This is a genomic window from Pseudomonadota bacterium (genome assembly GCA_039196715.1).
GTDB lineage: Bacteria > Pseudomonadota > Gammaproteobacteria > CALCKW01 > CALCKW01 > CALCKW01.
Genome location: JBCCUP010000008.1, coordinates 24,682 through 40,916 on the forward strand (window position 1 = coordinate 24,682; position 16,235 = coordinate 40,916).

Below are 16,235 nucleotides of genomic sequence, written 5' to 3' on the forward strand. Positions count from 1 at the left end.
CTCATGCGACCGCCCCCACTGCCCGGCCCGCCTCGACAAAGGCGTCGAGCGCCTGATCGAGGTCGGCCTCGCTCAGAGCGGCGGACATCTGCGTGCGGATGCGCGCCTGGCCGTGCGGCACAACCGGGTGGAAGAAGGCCGACACGAACACACCACGGGCGTCGAGCTCGGCCGCCATCTGCTGCGCCAGGGTGGCGTCACCGAGCATCACGGGGACGATCGGGTGGTCGCCCGGCAACACGTCAAAGCCGTGCTCAACGAGGCCGCGGCGCCAGCGAGCCGCGTGCGCGTGCAGTTGCGCGCGGCGGTCGTCCGCCGAGGCGGCCAGCGCGACACCGGCGATGCCCGCCGCCGTGATGGCCGGCGGCAACGCGTTCGAGAACAGGTAGGGCCGCGCGCGTTGGCGCAAGGTGTCGATGACGGCGCCCGGCCCGGCGACATAGCCGCCGAGCGCGCCGCCAAGCGCCTTGCCGAGCGTGCCGGTCAGGATATCGGCTGCCACCCCACAGTGGCTCGGCGTGCCCGCGCCGCGCGCACCGATGATGCCGGTCGCGTGGCAATCGTCCACCATCAACTGGGCGTCGTAGCGGTCGGCGAGCGCGCGCACCGCAGCGAGCTCGGCGATCGTCCCGTCCATCGAAAACACCCCGTCGCTGGCGATGAGCACGTGCCGCGCGCCGTCCGCGCGCGCGCGCTTCAGAACATCCTCAAGCGCGTTCAGGTCGCCGTTCGCGTAGCGGTAGCGCGAAGCCTTGCACAGGCGGATGCCGTCGATGATCGAGGCGTGGTTGAGCGCATCCGAGACCACGGCGTCTTCCGGCCCGAGCAGCGCTTCGAACAGTCCACCGTTGGCGTCGAAGCAGGCGGCGAAGAGAATCGCGTCGTCCTGATCCAGGTAGTCCGCCAGCGCGGCCTCGAGCGTGCGATGCAACGTCTGCGTGCCGCAGATGAAGCGCACTGAGGCCATCCCGTAGCCCGCGGTGTCGAGGGCTTCCCGCGCCGCGTCGATCAACGCGGGGTGGTCGGCGAGCCCGAGGTAGTTGTTCGAACAGAGGTTGATCCACTGCCTGTCCGGGGCGTGTCCGTCGAGCGTGACCCGCGCCGACTGAGGCGACGAGAGTGCGCGTTCACGCTTGAGCAGGCCAGCCGATTCGAGCTCTGCCAAGGCGTCGTCGAGGTGCGCGAGGAACGCTGAAGCCATGGTGTGCCACCCGTGATAATCCAGTATGACGGATACTATTCCTGTTTACAGGATATAGCAAGATCACGGAAGTGAATCCCGAATAGCGGATTCTGATGGCGCTGACCGAAGGTCAGGGGTTCTTGACAACCAGCAGCACGCGCGCGTGGTCCGCAGCGCGGATGGCGTGCGCGACATCGGCCCGGTAGCGCACCGTATCCCCGGTCCGCGCCTGCACCGTCTCGCCGTCCGACCACACCTCCACCTCGCCGTCGAGCACTGTCAGGTGCTCCACACACCCGACCCGATGCGCCTCGCTCTCGAGCCTCGCACCGGCATGCAATGCGATGTCGTACACCTCGGTTTGGCCAACATCCTCCGGCCCACTCAGGATGCGGAAGGCGCAGCCCACCGTTCGGTCGTCGATGACCGGTACCTGGTCGGCCGTGAGGTGCTCTCGGATGGCCCTGGCCTGGTGGTCATCGGCGTCGAGCAAGGTGCCGAAGTCAACGTTGAGCGCCTTGGTCAGCTGCCAGAGGCTTGCGACGGTCGGGCTGGACTCACCGCGTTCGATCTGACTCAGCATCGAGCGGGATACGCCCGAGAGCTTCGACAGGGCGTCGAGGCTCAGACCCTTGCTGGCGCGCTCCTCCTTGAGCCGGCCAGCGAGCCGCTGGGTGATTTCGGGGCGCTCACTCACACGTGTGACACCTGCGTGACCGGGCGGACCGCCCGCCGTTGGGGTCGACGGCGTCTCACGGCACGCGGGACTCGACCGCATCGAGAAAACCGAACATGTCGACCACGTTTTCATTGTCCGGGTCCCGGGTCTTGCCCTTGAGGTCACCGGTGATGGTCCCGGCGTCAACGGTATCGATCAGTGCGCGTTTGAGCGATTCGGCGTAGGCGTGAAGCGCGTCGTTGCTCTCACGCTCGGCAACGTTCTCGAGGGCGTTGGCCAGGGCGTACAGCAGGGCCGAGGAATTGAACAGCGCTTCCTTGCCGTCGGACTCAAGGTACTTCAGATACAAGTCGTGCGCGGTGCCGTGTGGCGCCTCGTACAGCATCGTGCCGTCGGTGCTCTCGATGATCGAGCTGGCCGTGGCGAGGCTGCCTCCCAGTGCGGCCGAGATGTCGGAGAAGATGTCGCCGTCGAGGTTCTGTGCCGGGTACAGGGCGTTGCGCGGCGGGTCGGTGATCATCTTCTTGAGCTGACTCGAGGGCCGCATGATCATGAACGACGGCGGCGGCGTGTCGCGTTGCGCGAGTTCTTTTCGCACCTGGGCGATGACGTTGCTGAACACGTCGTCGTATTCCATGTACTCGCGCTTGAGGCCGAAGTAGACCTCCTTGTCCTTGCGCGAGGCGTCGCGAAACACCTGCGACACCCAGTCCTTGATGGCTTCCCGGTCGTTGCTCATGAACAGCACCGGGTCGCCTGCCTTGACGCGGCGGGCGTGCACTTCGCGGCCGTCGAGTTGCACCTTGAGGATGCCGTCCTCGGCCATTGCCGCGTTGTAGCTGCCGTACTGGTCGCCACCGCCGGCGCTCATGCGCGAGATCGACACGTGGGCCTTGCGCAACGAAATGCCGTGCACTTTGAGCTCTTCGACGAGCTTGAGCAACTTGCGGCCACTGGTGTTGTCCGGCACACCCCAGAGGGCGCGCTCCGGCGGGTTGGCGACAAGGCGTGCCGCCTGGGCGTCGATCAGCTCGTAGTGGTAGGCGATGCCAGCCTCGGCAAACCGCGTGCGGTACGCGGACTCGAAAACGCCCTCAATGGCCTCGCGCATCACGCCGTCGTAGCCCGGGATCACGGTGTCCTTGAGCCCGAGATAGGCGTCCCGCTTCTCCTCCAGCGCACGTTGGAAAAAGGCGTGCGCCCAGGCATCCACGTCGACCATGTCGTTGGTCGCGAGCAACCAGGGGTCGCCCTTGTTGATGAACCGCCGGTGCAGCTCCTCCGGGTCCCCGCTGCTGCCAACAAACATCAGCTTGACCACACCGGTTGCGTCGGACAGCGCGTTCGCGCTGTCCTTGATGCCGCCGTGCTCCATTGTGAACACATCGATGTCGCGCCCCACCCAGCCGGGTCGCTGCAGCTCGATGTTGCGAAACTGGATGTCCTCGCGCGTGATGTTGCCGCCGATGCCCTTGCGGATGGCGCCGTTCGGCGACTTGGTAGCGAGCCGGTCCAGCTCGGCTTCGACAATGTGCGGGTGCTTGGCCAGCAGGTCGTCGAGTTGGCTGCGGTTGACCGTCATGCCAGCGTTCTTGATGCCCACGCCGTGCGTCTTGAGCGCGTCGATGGCGTCGAGCACCGCCTGGCCGTTGGACAACAGCCGGTTCTCCGCAGTGAGATCGATCTCGACCAGGTCGATGTCGAGGCGCTTGCGCACGAACTGCTCGAGAATGCGTTCAAAGGCGATCTGCGCCATCTCATCCCCGTGCAGGACAACCAGGGGCTTGGCTACGGAAATCTTGTCGGGCATGGCAAGCGACACCACTCAGTGTGAGACCCGGCTAGGATAGCTGACCAGTCCGGGTGGCGACCACCGGGTAGCGACTACCGGGTGGCGACCACCGAGGGACAGTCTCACAGGCCCGTCAGATGCCTTGAACGCGCTTGGGCGCCCGCCGCGGTCGCGCTGCAAACAGCACCGGTGCCCAGAACAGCACCGAGCTGGCCACACCGAGAACCGCAATGCCGCTCAGCAGCGCAACGCCGATGCCGAGCGCGCCGAGCACCACCGTGCCACTGGTGATACCGCCGAGCCACACCGACCCACTCCAACTGCTGCCGGACAGACCGGGCAGCTCGAACCCCCCGAGCAGCAGCAACACCGGGCGCACCGAGAAAGCCACCTGCCCGGGACGCACCAGCCCCCACACCACGCCGGCCGCCAGCAGACCCACAGCGTACGTGACGTTCAGCGGGGCGCGCTCGAGGTAGGCGAGCCAGACGCTGGCGGTGCCGACCGCGGCCACGCCGCAGGCCAGACCGCCGAGCAGCCCGACACCGATGCCGATCACACGCGTCACGAGACCCATGGTGTTCACTGCTTGGCTGAGGGAGGACCGCTGTCGCGCAGATTGCATGCCAGCGCTCGGCCGATACCGCCCGACGGCGTTCAGCGCGGCCAGTGCCGATGGTGCTCGTCGATGACAAAGGGGTGTGCGTGCCTGGTCGCGGCGTGGTGGTGCGGGTGCCGGTGCGGCTCCGGGCCCTCCCACCCCTCGTGCACATGCTGGTGGTGATCGTCATGGGTGTGCAGGTGATCGTGGTCCAGTGCGTCGTGACGGTGCAGCAGCGCGTCCGGGTCATCGCGCGGCCAAAGCCGCACAGCGAGCAACAAGGCCAGGCCCGAAATGGCCGCATGGAGCCAAAACCAGACATCGACGGGCAACACCGCGCCGAGAAATCCGGCACTGGCGTACGCCAGCAACCAGATGCCGTGAGAGAGTGAAAAATTGGTGGCAAACAGGGCGCTGCGGTCGCTGTCGTGACACGACGCAATGATGATTCGACCCGAGGGTGTCAGGATCAGAGAGCCACCGACACCCACGAGAAACCAGACGAACAGCACAGCGGTGTGGGAACGCGTTGCAACCCCGAGGCCCAGACCGAGCAGTGCGACCAGCGCGCCGGACAACATCACGGTGCGTGTGTCGGTGCGCCGCAACAGGCCCGGCACACTCCAGGCCGCCAGAACCGCACCAACGCCCGCAGCACCGGCCGTCAAGGGCACCCAGTGCTCGGGCAGTTCAAAGTACTCCCGCACCAACACGACCGTGTTGACAATGACCAGGGCGCCGCTGAAGGAGACGACTGCGTGCAGCGCCAGCAAACCGCGCAACCGCGGCGTCCGGGTGTAGGCGCTGATGCCGAACAGCAGATTGTGCAGCACGCCGCCGGCACGCTCGCTGGCCGCTGCCGACGGTACCCGACTCCACCAGACGAGCGCGGCAGAGCCGATCAGCAACACCGCCGAGAGGGCATAGAGTCGCGTGTGGTCGGCGACAAAGAGCAGCCCCGCGGCGAGCAGCGGACCCGCCATGCCCTCCAACTCCTGAGCAAGCCGAGACCAGCTCAGCGCCTTCACGTACTGCTCGTCGTCGAGGAGATCGGGAATCGCAGCCTGGTATACCGGCGTGAACGCAGCCGAAAACATGTAGAACACCGCAACCAGCAGCACAAACGCAACACTGGAACCGACCACAGCCAACCACAGCAACAGGCCCGCGCGGGCCAGATCGAGGGTGACAAGCCAATTGCGCCGCGGCAGGCGGTCGATGTACGCACCGACCACCGGCGCAACCGTGACGTAGACGAGCATCTTGCCGATCAGCGCGGTCGCGAGTAACGCGCCCGCTGCGTCAGGTCGAAAGGCGTGCGCGCTCAGGGCGAGCGCGACAACAACAAGGCCGTTGGCCACGAGTGAGAGCAACTGCGCAGCAAAGAGTCGCGCGAAGGCCCGGTTTTCGAGTGGTGAGGTCATCGCTTGGCACGCCCACTGGCGATCTGGACTACCGGCATTCTGCGGCCACCGGCTGTGCCGCAGCAAGCACACGTGGCATGACCGCCTGAACGCTGTTGCCACCGGAGCGCGCGGCCCGGATTCAGCAGCGCGCGCCGACCCGCGAACGGGGTCAGGCCACCGGCCGAGTCTCGAAGTGGGTCTCCAGGCGCGTCTGGTCAAGATGAAAGCCGATACACACCAGGCGCGTGCGACGCGCCTCATCATCGCGCCAACGCCGATCGAAATGGGTGTCGAAGCGCGCACCGACCCCCTGCACCAGCAAGCGCATCGGCTTGTCAGGTACGGCGGCGTGGCCCTTGATCCGGAAGACCGTCTCCGCCCCAACGAGAGCGTCCAGGCCGGCCTGCAGCGCCTCGGGTGTCATCGGCGGCAGGTCGAGTACCACGTGGCTGAACACGTCGTGCGCGTGGTGGTGGTCTTCGTCGTGGTCGTGGTGGTGGTCGTGGTGGGTGTGGATGTGGTCGATCGCGTCCTCGGCCGCCGCGCCCACACCGAGCAGCACACTCGGCGAAACAGCGCATTGCGCAGTCGGCAACAGCTTGACCTCGCGCGGCAGACGCGCGGTGATTGCCTCCGAGACGCTCGCCAGGGTGTCGTCCGACATCAGGTCGGTCTTGTTGACCAGCACGAGATCGGCCGCGCTGAGCTGGTCGTCGAACAACTCGACCAGCTCCGGTGTGTGGTCGAGGCTGTCGTCGGCGAGCCGCTGCGCCTGCACCGCGTCCGGGTCGTCGGCAAACCGACCGGCGGCCACCGCCGGCCCATCGACCACCGTGATCACCGCATCGACCGTGCAGGCTGTGCGGATTTCCGGCCAGGCGAAGGCCTGCACCAGCGGCTTTGGCAGGGCGAGCCCCGAGGTTTCGATCAGGATGTGGTCGATCTGGTCACGGCGTTCGATCAACTGCTCGAGCACCGGATGGAACTCCTCCTGTACGGTGCAGCAGATGCAGCCGTTGGCGAGTTCGTAGATGCCGGGGCCGGACTCGGTTTCGTCCTCGCACCCGATCGAACACTGGCGGACCAACTCGGTGTCGACGTCCATCGCGCCGAATTCGTTGACGATCACAGCGACCCGCAACCCTTCGGTGTTTTTCAACACGTTCTGGACCAGGGTGGTCTTGCCGCTGCCGAGAAAGCCGGTGACAACGGTGGCGGGCAACTTTTTCATGCGGGTGACTCGTCGAAGGGGGGCATTCGGGCGATGAAGTGGCCCTTGATGGCGGCAGGCCACTGTTTGTACGGTACGCGCCCGCTTTCGGACTGCGTGTAGAGCGCAGCGTACGCAGCGAGCGCATCGGCCGACTCGGCCGACGGCTCAAAGCGTCCAATGACATAGCTGTATTTTGAGGGATCACACAAGTGCACATTGCAGGCGTGATCGCAGGCCATCAGGCACTGGACCGGACGTAACGACACATCGGAGTCGGCGAAGGCCGCCTGAAGCCGTTGCAGAAAGTGCTCGCCGCCACTCAGCCCGTCGGGCGCATTGGCCGCGCGATCCCGGTTGCAGGTGGTGCAGACGTGGAGCACGGCGGCGGAGGTGGATGACGCGGTCTCGTCCGCGCGTGCGGCAGTCGGTGTTCGGTCCAAAGTGAGCTCCCCGCTCGTCGGAACGTCATGCGACGGCAGGTCTCCTGGCTCCGGGTCACCGTGTGACGCGCCTTCCCGGTCCGGCGGGGTGCCGAGACCAGTGGCGTGTGCGGCACACTCCACCGTTACAGTTGCGGGGGCAGCTCGGGCATGTCACCCGATTCCCTTTTTTACACCTGCGACCCAGGTGGGTGGCAGGTGACCGATCGCTGGCGCCGAGTGTACCAGCAATCCCCGCCACACTCGCGTCGATTGCGACACCGGCCGCGCCGCGCACGACCCTCGAAGGACCCGCAAACGCGCCTAGGGTAACTCGCGCGCGAGCCGCACCAGGTGGCTCATGAGCCGCAGGAACGGCAAAGTCACCATGCCGGCCTCGTTGTTCCAGGTGCCGACCACGCAGGCCGTGCGCCCCGCGGTGTCCTCGAGCAGGAAGCTCTGGTTGATCACACCGGGCTCGGACCCACCCTTGTAGGCCACGCGGGCCCAGCGCGACGGGTCGAGGTGTCCGGGGTTCTGCACCACGGCGGGCGCGAACCCGACGGCACGCAGCGCAGCGCAGAGCTCACGCGCGCTCAAGAACCATTCGACGTCGAGCGCGACCGGGCCGGCATCGAACACCGAGAGCGGTGGCAACGGTCTCGACGCGAGTGCGTCGAGCACGCCCCGACGGGCAGCCGTGTCACCCACCCGCCACTGGGCCAACAGGTCGGCGTTGCGCGGGTCCTTGAGCCGGAAGACCGCGCCGGTGTCGAGAAACGGCGTGTTCCTTGGTGAGAGCGCTTCGAGCGCGTCGCGTCCCAGCGCGTCGATCAGCACATCGGTCGCGGTGTTGTCGCTCAATCGGATCATGTCTTCTGCCAGTGTGGCGATGCGGTGCGCCGAGCCGACCGGCGCGTCCTGCAAGCGGCCGCTCGGCAACGAGACGTGTTGCTGCGCAAGCGAGAGGCTCGCGTCGGCGGGGAGCCGGCCCGTGGCCTGCTGTTGCTGCAAGGCGCGCAGCACCAGCAGTTTGAACGCCGAGCCGACCGCAAGCGGCGTGTCGGCGTCGCGGGCAAACAGCAGCTCGCCATCGCGCTCGACGAGCAGGCTCACGGTGCCGCCAAACTCGGGCAGGACCTGTTCGATGTCCGCACGCGTTGGCGGGGTGCGCGGCTCGGTCAGGTTGAACCAGAGCGTGGTGAAGCCGCCCTCGGCGTCGAGCCGCGCAAACACCGGCACGACCGCCTCGTCGAAGTCGAGCAACCAGAAGGCCTCGTCCTCGCGCACGCCGCGTAACGCGCCGTGCGCCTCGAGGGTGTCGTCGCGGATGCCGGCCACACTGTCGGCAAACCCGGTGCCGCGGATCGCCGGTGTGAAGAACCCCTCGCGCACCTCGGCCGCGTTGAACAACCGGGTCAACGCGGCGGGCACCGCGTCCGGTGCGGACGCCGGCGGCGATGGCGGTGCCGCACAGACTGCGAGTGCCGTGGCCAGCGCCAGCAGCCACGTGAGCCAGGCACCTCGAGCGAACCCGGTCCGCGTCAAAATTCAACCCCGGCCTGCGCCTTGACCCCTTGTTCCTTGTAAGGGTGCTTGACCGCCCGGATTTCGTTGACCATGTCGGCGGCCTCGACCAGCCGGTCGGGCGCGTTGCGTCCGGTGATGACCACGTGCTGCATGGCCGGGCGGGCGGCGAGCGCCGCGAGCACAGCGTCGAGGTCAACGTACTCGTACTTCAGCGCCCAGTTCAGTTCGTCGAGCACCACGAGGCCGATCGCGTCATCGCCGAGCAGGCGCTCGGCCACCGACCAGGCGTGGGCTGCCGACGCCATGTCCTTGTCGCGGTCCTGGGTCTTCCAGGTAAACCCGTCGCCGAGGGTGTGGAACTCGACCTGCTCGTAGGCGTCGAGCAGGTCGCGTTCGGCTGTCGCCATGGCGCCCTTGATGAACTGCACCACGCCCACACCCATGCCGTGGCCGATGGCACGCAGCGCCATACCGAAGGCCGCGGTCGACTTGCCCTTGCCCGTGCCGGTGTTGACTATCACCAGGCCCTTCTCGGTGGTGGCCTTGGCCTGCTTCTTTTCGTACCCCGCGTTGCGTTTCTCTGCAAAGCGCTGGTGTTTTGCCTGGTCGTCGTCCACGGGTTCCCCCTCACTCGGTGTTGGCTGTGCGTGCGGCCTGACTATACCGCAGCGATTCTCTGCACACGCGCATGGAGTGGCGCACGGCATTGCTGCAAAATACCGCAATGCCCTACCTGCCCCTCTTCCTCGACAGCACCGACCGCAACGCCCTGCTGGTGGGCGGTGGTGTGGTCGCAACCCGCAAGGCCGAGCTGCTGCTGCGCGCGGGCATGCGGCTGTCCGTGATCGCGCCAACCATCCAGGCGGCGCTGGAAGCGAATCCGAACGTCTGCTGCCAGCACCGCCGCTTCGCACCGGATGACCTCGACGGTGCCGACCTCGTGTTCGCCGCGACCGACGACCCGGCGCTCAACCGCGAGATCGTCGCGCTGTGCCAGGTGCGCGGCGTGTTGTGCAACGCCGCGACCGACAGCCAGGGCGGCGATTTCATCCTGCCCTCGGTCATCGACCGCGACCCGATCCAGGTCGCCATCTCCACGAGCGGGGCCTCGCCGCTGCTCGCCCGGCTGATCCGCAGCCGCCTCGAGACCCTGTTGCCGATGAGCTACGCGCGCCTCGCGGCGCTGCTCGAACGGTTCCGCGGCCAGGTCAAGCGGCGTGTGCCGGCGAAGCAACGCCGCCGCTTCTGGCAGGAGATCCTCGAGGGACCGGTCGCCGATCTGGTGCACAGCGGCCACGACGACGAAGCCGAGACCGTGTTGGGTCGACTGCTCGACAACCCCGAGGAGGTCGACTCCGACGGTGAGGTGTACATCGTCGGCGCCGGCCCGGGCGACCCCGACCTCCTGACTGTGCGCGCGCTGCGCCTGTTGCAGCAGGCGGATGTTGTCGTCTGGGACCGTCTGGTCTCGCCGCCGATTCGCGCGCTCATTCCGACCTCCGCTGAGGCCATCTACGCCGGCAAACGCCGCAGCGAGCACCAGATCCCGCAGGACGACCTCAACCTGCTGCTGGTCGAACTCGCACGCTCAGGCAAGCGGGTGTGCCGACTGAAGGGCGGCGACCCCTTCGTGTTCGGCCGCGGCGGCGAAGAAATCGAGACCCTGGTGGCGCACGGGGTGCGCTTTCAGGTGGTGCCCGGCATCACCGCCGCCAACGGCTGCGCCGCCTACGCCGGCATCCCGCTGACCCACCGCGACCATGCGCAGAGCGTGAGCTTTCACACCGGCAACCTGAAGGCCGGTGAACTCGTGCTCGACTGGTCACGCATGAGCGACCCGCAACAGACCCTGGTGTTCTACATGGGCACCGCGAGTCTGCCGATCATCCAGCGCGAACTCGTGGCCCACGGCCGGTCGGCAGACACCCCCGCCGCGCTGATACAGCAGGGCACCACACCCCACCAGCGGGTCGCGGTCGGCACGCTCGACAGCCTCCACCAGGTCGCAACCGACGCAGGCTTCGAACCGCCGTGTCTGATCGTGGTTGGCGACGTGGTCAAGCTCTACGCCACGCTGCGCTGGTACCGCACCGGCGCCGACGCCGTGGACGCGAGCACCGGTTGGTTCGACACCGCGGCAACCTCGGCGGCACGGCACGCCGACTAGAGTGCGAGCCCCGCTCATCGGCAACCGACCAGCCGGGCCAAGCCGTGTCGCAGATGGGTGCGTTTTGGCGTTTTTTTGCGCTACCGATCGCAAAACGGCCCGGCTAGACTCGGTCAGACTGCCGCGAGCGGCGCCCGCCCTGTGAGAGACGCGATGTTCGACGAACCTTACCGCGCACAGCGCAAGATCGACCCGAGCCAAGGCAGTCACCTCGCCGACGGCTCACCCAACAACGACGACCGCATCGAGATCGGCCCGACCCAACTCGCCTTCCGCGAGTGGGCGGCAGCGGGGCTGACGTTGCCCAACCTGCCGGCCATGCGCGAGTACCGCTGGCGGCGGCTCGTCGACCACATCGTCGCACGCGACTGCGGGGGCCTGTTGCTGTTCGATCCGCTCAACATCCGCTACGCGACCGACAGCACCAACATGCAGCTCTGGAACACGCACAACCCGTTCCGAGCAGTGCTGGTGTGCGCCGATGGCTACATGGTGATCTGGGACTACAAGAACTCGCCTTTTCTCTCGACCTTCAACCCGCTGGTGCGCGAGCAGCGCGCCGGTGCCGACCTCTTCTACTTCGACCGCGGCGATGCGATCGGCACGGCGGCCGACACCTTCTCGAACGAAGTCCGCGTGTTGATCGAGCAACACGGCGGCAACAACACCCGCCTCGCGGTCGACAAGGTCATGCTGCACGGCTTGCGCGCGCTCGAGGCTCAGGGCTTCGAGGTGCAGCCGGGTGAGGAGCTGACCGAGAAGGCGCGCTCGATCAAAGGACCGGACGAAATCCTCGCCATGCGCTGCGCGTCGCACGCCTGTGAACGCGCCGTCGCCGAGATGGAGCGCTTCGCACGCGAGAAGATTCCGGTTCAGGACGTGTCCGAGGACGACGTCTGGGCCGTCTTGCACAGCGAAAACATCCGCCGTGGCGGCGAGTGGATCGAGACGCGGCTGCTCGCGTCCGGACCCCGCACCAACCCGTGGTTCCAGGAGTGCGGCCAGCGTACCGTGCAGAACAACGAAATCATCAGCTTCGACACCGACCTCGTCGGCAGCTACGGCATCTGTGTCGACATGAGTCGCAGCTGGTGGATCGGCGATCAGGCGCCGCCCGCCAAGATGGTCGACGCCATGCAGCACGCGCACGAACACATCATGCACAACATGGCGATGCTCAAACCCGGCGTGAACATTCAGGACCTCTCACGCAACACCCACGTGCTCCGGCCCGAATTCCAGAAACTCAAGTACGGCTGCCTGATGCACGGCGTCGGCTTGTGCGACGAGTGGCCGCTGGTCGCCTACCCCGACCAGATGGTCGAGGGCGCGTTCGACTACGAGTTGCAGCCCGGCATGGTGCTGTGCGTCGAGGCGCTGGTCAGCCCCGAGGGCGGCAGCTTCTCGATCAAGCTCGAAGACCAGGTGCTCGTGACCGAGGACGGCCACGAGAACCTGACGGCCTACCCGTTCGACGAGTGGCTGATGGGGCAACGCTGACCCGCACGCCGCCCGATCTCGCACAGCTGCCCTGCCGCGGTAGTGCGCGGTTCAACGCACCTGCACAGCCACGCCGCGGAGGGTCACTGACGTCAGTCGAGCGAACGGGGCGCGGTGAAATCGAAGCGCGCGTTCGGCGGCAAGGTCGAGGCGAACGCGACGAGCTGATGCCTCACGCGCTCAACAGACCCCGACGAGGTCGCAAAGAACGACACCCTGTCACGATCCGGGGTCAACACCGGCCCGTCGAGCCGCAGTTCGCCGAGCTTGACCCAGTCCGCAGGAACCACCTGGAACCACCTGGAACCACGCCTCGTAGACCATGACAAGTGGGATGCCGCGCTCGCGCACCAGGTCACCCATCCACGCGCCACCCGAAATGCCGCCTGAGGCACGTTCGGCCGCACGGCGTGCCAGCCGTGCCTCGCGCGACGACAGCCCCCACAAATCGAGCACGTAGTGTTCGTTCTCGAAAGCGACATAGCCGAGGTCATTGACCGCCACACGATCACGCACGTACGCCGTCGCGACGCGGTGCATCTGGTACTGCTGGCTGTAGATGTTGTTGGACGCGGTGGGAATCTGCCCAAGCACCACGAGGTAGGGAAACCCCAAGGCAAGGCCGGCAACCGAAACCAGACCCGCGACACCGACTGCGGACAGCCAACCTGCCTCGGGGCGCCGGCGAATCGGTCCGCCGTAGAGATAGAGCGCGACCAGCATACCGAGCGCGACCGCGTACAGCTCATAGCGGTGGTACCCGATCGTCTTGCCGAGGGCGATGTGTGCGGCAAGTGCGCCCGCGCCACACACCGCGATCAGCCGTTTTTCCGTGCGCGCACCGAAAAGCGCGTAAGCCGTCAACACCAACGCGAGCGAGACCAACGCCAGGCCCTGACGGACCGAAAGGGCCTCCAGAATGTTGCGAAGCGTGGCGGTTCCCGTCGACTCGAGCACGCGCGCTTTCGCGAGAATGGAACTTGGCAGGTAGTCGAGTCCAATCCCGATCAGAAACGCCGAGTACGCCAGCAACAGGGCAGCCACCAGCACGCCCACCAGGACCGATTTGAGGTGGTGCCCCCGCACGAACAGCACCCCCAACGCCAGCCCCGTGAGCGCCAGCATCTCGTAACGCACCAGGGGCGCGGTCACCAGCCACCCGCTGATGCGGCGATCCCGTGCCTCGACCATGAGCCCGGCAGCAATACCCACCGCACACAGCACACAGCACCTGCAGCGAATGCTCCATGCCGTTGTAAATCAACCCGACCGCGTTTGACGCGTGTGTGAGCACCGCCACCGTCACCGCGATGAAGCCGGCCTTGCGTACGCACGTCGCGCCTCCGATGCTGATCGCGACGGCCTGCACAGCCACGTATACCGTTGCCAAGGTGGCCAGCGTGCACAACACCAGGGGCGCGAGAACGTGTGCGCCAAGCAGCGCCAACAGCACCGGCCAGATGATGCTCGATGAGGGCGCGGAGACCTCCTCCCGGTTCAGACCGTGGTGCCCCCGCAGGAGGTTCTCGGCTTGTGCGAGGTGGATGTAGGGGTCGTCGATCAGGTAGACGAAGTGGCCGTCGTTCACTGCCATGATCCGAACCCACTCGAACGCCACCAGCGCCAGCGTGAACCCGGAGACCACCACGACCGCTGCCCAAACGTTGAACCGGTGTGTCACGACGGCGGTTTCCGCGCGCGGTTGTCTGGCGCTGCGGTCCGGCGCTCGTTTCCGCGCTTGAACTGGCCGGTGGCGCACGCCAGCGCGCGTTGCTGCGTGGCGCTGTCGCCGCGCAGCTGCCAACTGTCGGGCTGGTCACCGAGCCCGCCGCGAACCCCGGCGCGACCGGTCTCAAGCATAAAAGAGATTCATCACCGTCAGGGACACCACCAGGAACAGCACGGTCATGATCCCGCCGCACCGCACGAAGTCGATCACGCGGTAGCCACCCGGGCCCATCAAGAGGGCGTTGACCTGGTGGGTCGGGATGATGAAGGAGTTGGAGGTGGAGATCGCGACTGTCAGGGCAAAGAGGGCCGGGTCACCGCCCGCGGTGATCGCGATGGAGACGGCGAGCGGCACCAGCAACACCGTCGCGCCGACGTTCGACATGACCAACGTGAACGCCGTTGCCAGCACCGCCACGCCGGCCTGCAGCGACCACATCGGCCAGCCGTCGAGCGCGCTCAGCACCTGCTGCGCAATCCAGGTCGCGGTGCCGGTCTCCTGCACCGCCTGCCCGAGCGGGATCAGACTCGCGAGCAGAAACACGGTATTCCAGCTGACCGCCGCGTAGGCTTCGTCGACGGTCAGCACGCGCGACACGATCATGCCGGTGGCGCCGATCAGCAGCGCGAGCGACAGGCGCACGTCGCTGAACAGAATCAGGCCGAGCGCGATCAGGAAAAACAGCAATGCCCAACCAACCTTTTTCGGGCGCAACTCCTCCTGCGGAAAATCACTGGTGACAATCACGTAGTTGTTGTCGGCCTTGAGCTGGGTGAGCCGCTCCCACTGGGTGTGTACCACCAGTGTGTCGCCCGACTGCAGCGGCATCACGCTGATGTCAGTCGCCTCATGGTCTTCCGTCTCGACGTGGCTGTAGGTGTTTTCGCCGCGGTGCACCGCGAGCAGGCTGAGGCCCCGTGACCGGCGCAGCTTGAGATCGCGTGCGGTCTTGGCGATCGCCTGCGAGTCCGGCGGCACGACGATCTCGGCGACACCGGCACGCGTCGGCACGAATTCCTCGGCGAAGATCTCGAGGCGCGGCAGGATGGTCAGCTCGCAGCGCTCGGCCATGCGCTCGACCACCTGGCGCTGGCCGAGCACCGCAAGCCGGCACGGCGCGGTGATCTCGACGTCGACCGGCGGGCCGACCCACCGTCTGCCTTTGTGGTAGGTGCCGATGATGTACAGCCGGTTTTCGAGCATCACATCGCCGATCAGGCGGTTCTGCAGCGAGCAGCCGGCGGGCACGTCGAGCTCGAAGATGTCGGCTTGCAGACCGTACAGGCGTTTGAGGTACTGCTTCATCGACTGACCGGCGGCACCGTCGGTCTTGTCTGCCGTCTTCGGCAACACCCAGCGACCGAACACCACGAAATACAGGATGCCGCTGGTCAGCAGTGCCAAGCCGATCGGGGTCACCGAAAACAGGCTGAACTCGCTCATCTGGGCGTCCGCTGGCAACGCCGCGTTGGCACCCGCGATGAGGTCGTTCAGCAGGATCAGCGGTGAGGAGCCGACCATGGTCAGCGTACCGCCGAGGATCGCGCAAAAACCCATCGGCATCAGCAGCCGGCCGAGCGGGATGCGCGTACGCGCCGAGATCCGCGAGACGACCGGCAGGAACAAGGCGGCGGCCCCGACGTTCTGCATGAAGCTCGAGATGACGCCGACCGTGCCGGACACGATCGGCACGATGCGTTGCTCCGTACCGCCGCCATGCCGCAGGATGAGCGCGGCGACCCGCGACATGACACCGGTCTTGTCGAGTCCGGCGCCGATGATCATGACTGCGATGATCGACATTACCGCGTTGGACGAGAACCCGGCAAAGAGCTCGCGCACATCGACCAGCCCCTCGAGCATCGGCATGTAGCTGAGCGCCCCGAGCACCACCATGATCAGCAGCGCCGCGAGGTCCACGCGCAACAGCTCGAACGCGAACAGCACCACCGTCAAGCCCAGCAGGCTCAGGACAGCGATCATCTGGACGGTCAGCGTGACGGGTTCCAAGCTCGA

14 protein-coding genes and 1 riboswitch are annotated in these 16,235 nt (G+C 66.6%); of the genes, 2 read left to right on the plus strand and 12 right to left on the minus strand.

Going from position 1 to position 16,235, the window contains the following annotated elements; genetic code table 11:
- Position 1: 1 nt before the first annotated feature.
- From AAGA11_05060 to cobO, 9 genes are all read right to left on the minus strand, one after another.
- Complete coding sequence (locus tag AAGA11_05060) at positions 2-1,201, minus strand: glycine C-acetyltransferase (protein ID MEM9602209.1); 1,200 nt, start codon at positions 1,199-1,201, stop codon at positions 2-4.
- A 112-nt stretch (positions 1,202-1,313) separates the two neighbouring features.
- Positions 1,314-1,880: an XRE family transcriptional regulator gene (locus tag AAGA11_05065; GenBank protein ID MEM9602210.1), complete on the minus strand. Its 567-nt coding sequence runs from the start codon at positions 1,878-1,880 to the stop codon at positions 1,314-1,316.
- Between the two features lie 55 nt (positions 1,881-1,935).
- Complete coding sequence (locus AAGA11_05070; protein MEM9602211.1) at positions 1,936-3,672, minus strand: NADP-dependent isocitrate dehydrogenase; 1,737 nt, start codon at positions 3,670-3,672, stop codon at positions 1,936-1,938.
- Between the two features lie 115 nt (positions 3,673-3,787).
- Positions 3,788-4,231 carry a hypothetical protein gene (locus tag AAGA11_05075; protein MEM9602212.1) on the minus strand — a complete coding sequence of 148 codons (444 nt, stop codon included), beginning with the start codon at positions 4,229-4,231 and terminating at the stop codon, positions 3,788-3,790.
- An 80-nt stretch (positions 4,232-4,311) separates the two neighbouring features.
- The gene (locus AAGA11_05080; GenBank protein MEM9602213.1) at positions 4,312-5,679 is read right to left on the minus strand and encodes an MFS transporter; all 1,368 of its coding nucleotides are present in this window, start codon (positions 5,677-5,679) and stop codon (positions 4,312-4,314) included.
- A gap of 151 nt (positions 5,680-5,830) precedes the next feature.
- Positions 5,831-6,892, minus strand: coding sequence for a cobalamin biosynthesis protein CobW (cobW, locus tag AAGA11_05085; protein MEM9602214.1), 1,062 nt, complete (start codon positions 6,890-6,892; stop codon positions 5,831-5,833).
- Complete coding sequence (locus AAGA11_05090; protein MEM9602215.1) at positions 6,889-7,314, minus strand: DUF1636 domain-containing protein; 426 nt, start codon at positions 7,312-7,314, stop codon at positions 6,889-6,891. Before AAGA11_05090 ends, cobW begins: the two co-directional genes overlap by 4 nt.
- A 16-nt stretch (positions 7,315-7,330) precedes the next feature.
- Positions 7,331-7,516, minus strand: a riboswitch (cobalamin riboswitch).
- A gap of 101 nt (positions 7,517-7,617) precedes the next feature.
- Positions 7,618-8,841, minus strand: coding sequence for a serine hydrolase (locus AAGA11_05095; protein ID MEM9602216.1), 1,224 nt, complete (start codon positions 8,839-8,841; stop codon positions 7,618-7,620).
- Positions 8,838-9,440, minus strand: a complete 603-nt coding sequence (gene cobO, locus AAGA11_05100) for a cob(I)yrinic acid a,c-diamide adenosyltransferase (GenBank protein ID MEM9602217.1) — start codon at positions 9,438-9,440, stop codon at positions 8,838-8,840. Before cobO ends, AAGA11_05095 begins: the two co-directional genes overlap by 4 nt.
- Before the next feature lie 71 nt (positions 9,441-9,511).
- Here cobO and cysG point away from each other — a divergent pair, with 71 nt between their 5' ends.
- A complete protein-coding gene (gene cysG, locus AAGA11_05105) occupies positions 9,512-10,990 on the plus strand; it encodes a siroheme synthase CysG (GenBank protein ID MEM9602218.1) in 1,479 nt (492 codons plus the stop codon).
- 153 nt (positions 10,991-11,143) lie between these two features.
- Positions 11,144-12,490, plus strand: coding sequence for a dimethylsulfonioproprionate lyase DddP (gene dddP, locus AAGA11_05110; GenBank protein MEM9602219.1), 1,347 nt, complete (start codon positions 11,144-11,146; stop codon positions 12,488-12,490).
- Positions 12,491-12,709: 219 nt separating this feature from the next.
- On the opposite strand, the gene AAGA11_05115 is transcribed toward dddP, so the two are convergent.
- From AAGA11_05115 to AAGA11_05125, 3 genes are all read right to left on the minus strand, one after another.
- Positions 12,710-13,702: a hypothetical protein gene (locus AAGA11_05115; GenBank protein MEM9602220.1), complete on the minus strand. Its 993-nt coding sequence runs from the start codon at positions 13,700-13,702 to the stop codon at positions 12,710-12,712.
- Positions 13,703-14,167: 465 nt separating this feature from the next.
- Positions 14,168-14,350 (minus strand): hypothetical protein, encoded by a 183-nt coding sequence (locus tag AAGA11_05120; GenBank protein ID MEM9602221.1) that lies wholly within the window; start codon positions 14,348-14,350, stop codon positions 14,168-14,170.
- Positions 14,343-16,229: an SLC13 family permease gene (locus tag AAGA11_05125; GenBank protein MEM9602222.1), complete on the minus strand. Its 1,887-nt coding sequence runs from the start codon at positions 16,227-16,229 to the stop codon at positions 14,343-14,345. The genes AAGA11_05120 and AAGA11_05125 overlap by 8 nt, the downstream gene beginning before the upstream one ends.
- Positions 16,230-16,235 lie beyond the last annotated feature (6 nt).

Bases quoted from the DNA above. Each gene is read 5' to 3' on its own strand.
- AAGA11_05060 (MEM9602209.1), bottom strand. From the start codon at position 1,201: ATGGCTTCAGCGTTCCTCGCGCACCTCGACGACGCCTTGGCAGAGCTC.
- AAGA11_05070 (MEM9602211.1), bottom strand. From the start codon at position 3,672: ATGCCCGACAAGATTTCCGTAGCCAAGCCCCTGGTTGTCCTGCACGGG.
- AAGA11_05075 (MEM9602212.1), bottom strand. From the start codon at position 4,231: ATGGGTCTCGTGACGCGTGTGATCGGCATCGGTGTCGGGCTGCTCGGC.
- AAGA11_05080 (MEM9602213.1), bottom strand. From the start codon at position 5,679: ATGACCTCACCACTCGAAAACCGGGCCTTCGCGCGACTCTTTGCTGCG.
- cobW (MEM9602214.1), bottom strand. From the start codon at position 6,892: ATGAAAAAGTTGCCCGCCACCGTTGTCACCGGCTTTCTCGGCAGCGGC.
- cysG (MEM9602218.1), top strand. From the start codon at position 9,512: ATGGAGTGGCGCACGGCATTGCTGCAAAATACCGCAATGCCCTACCTG.
- dddP (MEM9602219.1), top strand. From the start codon at position 11,144: ATGTTCGACGAACCTTACCGCGCACAGCGCAAGATCGACCCGAGCCAA.
- AAGA11_05120 (MEM9602221.1), bottom strand. From the start codon at position 14,350: ATGCTTGAGACCGGTCGCGCCGGGGTTCGCGGCGGGCTCGGTGACCAG.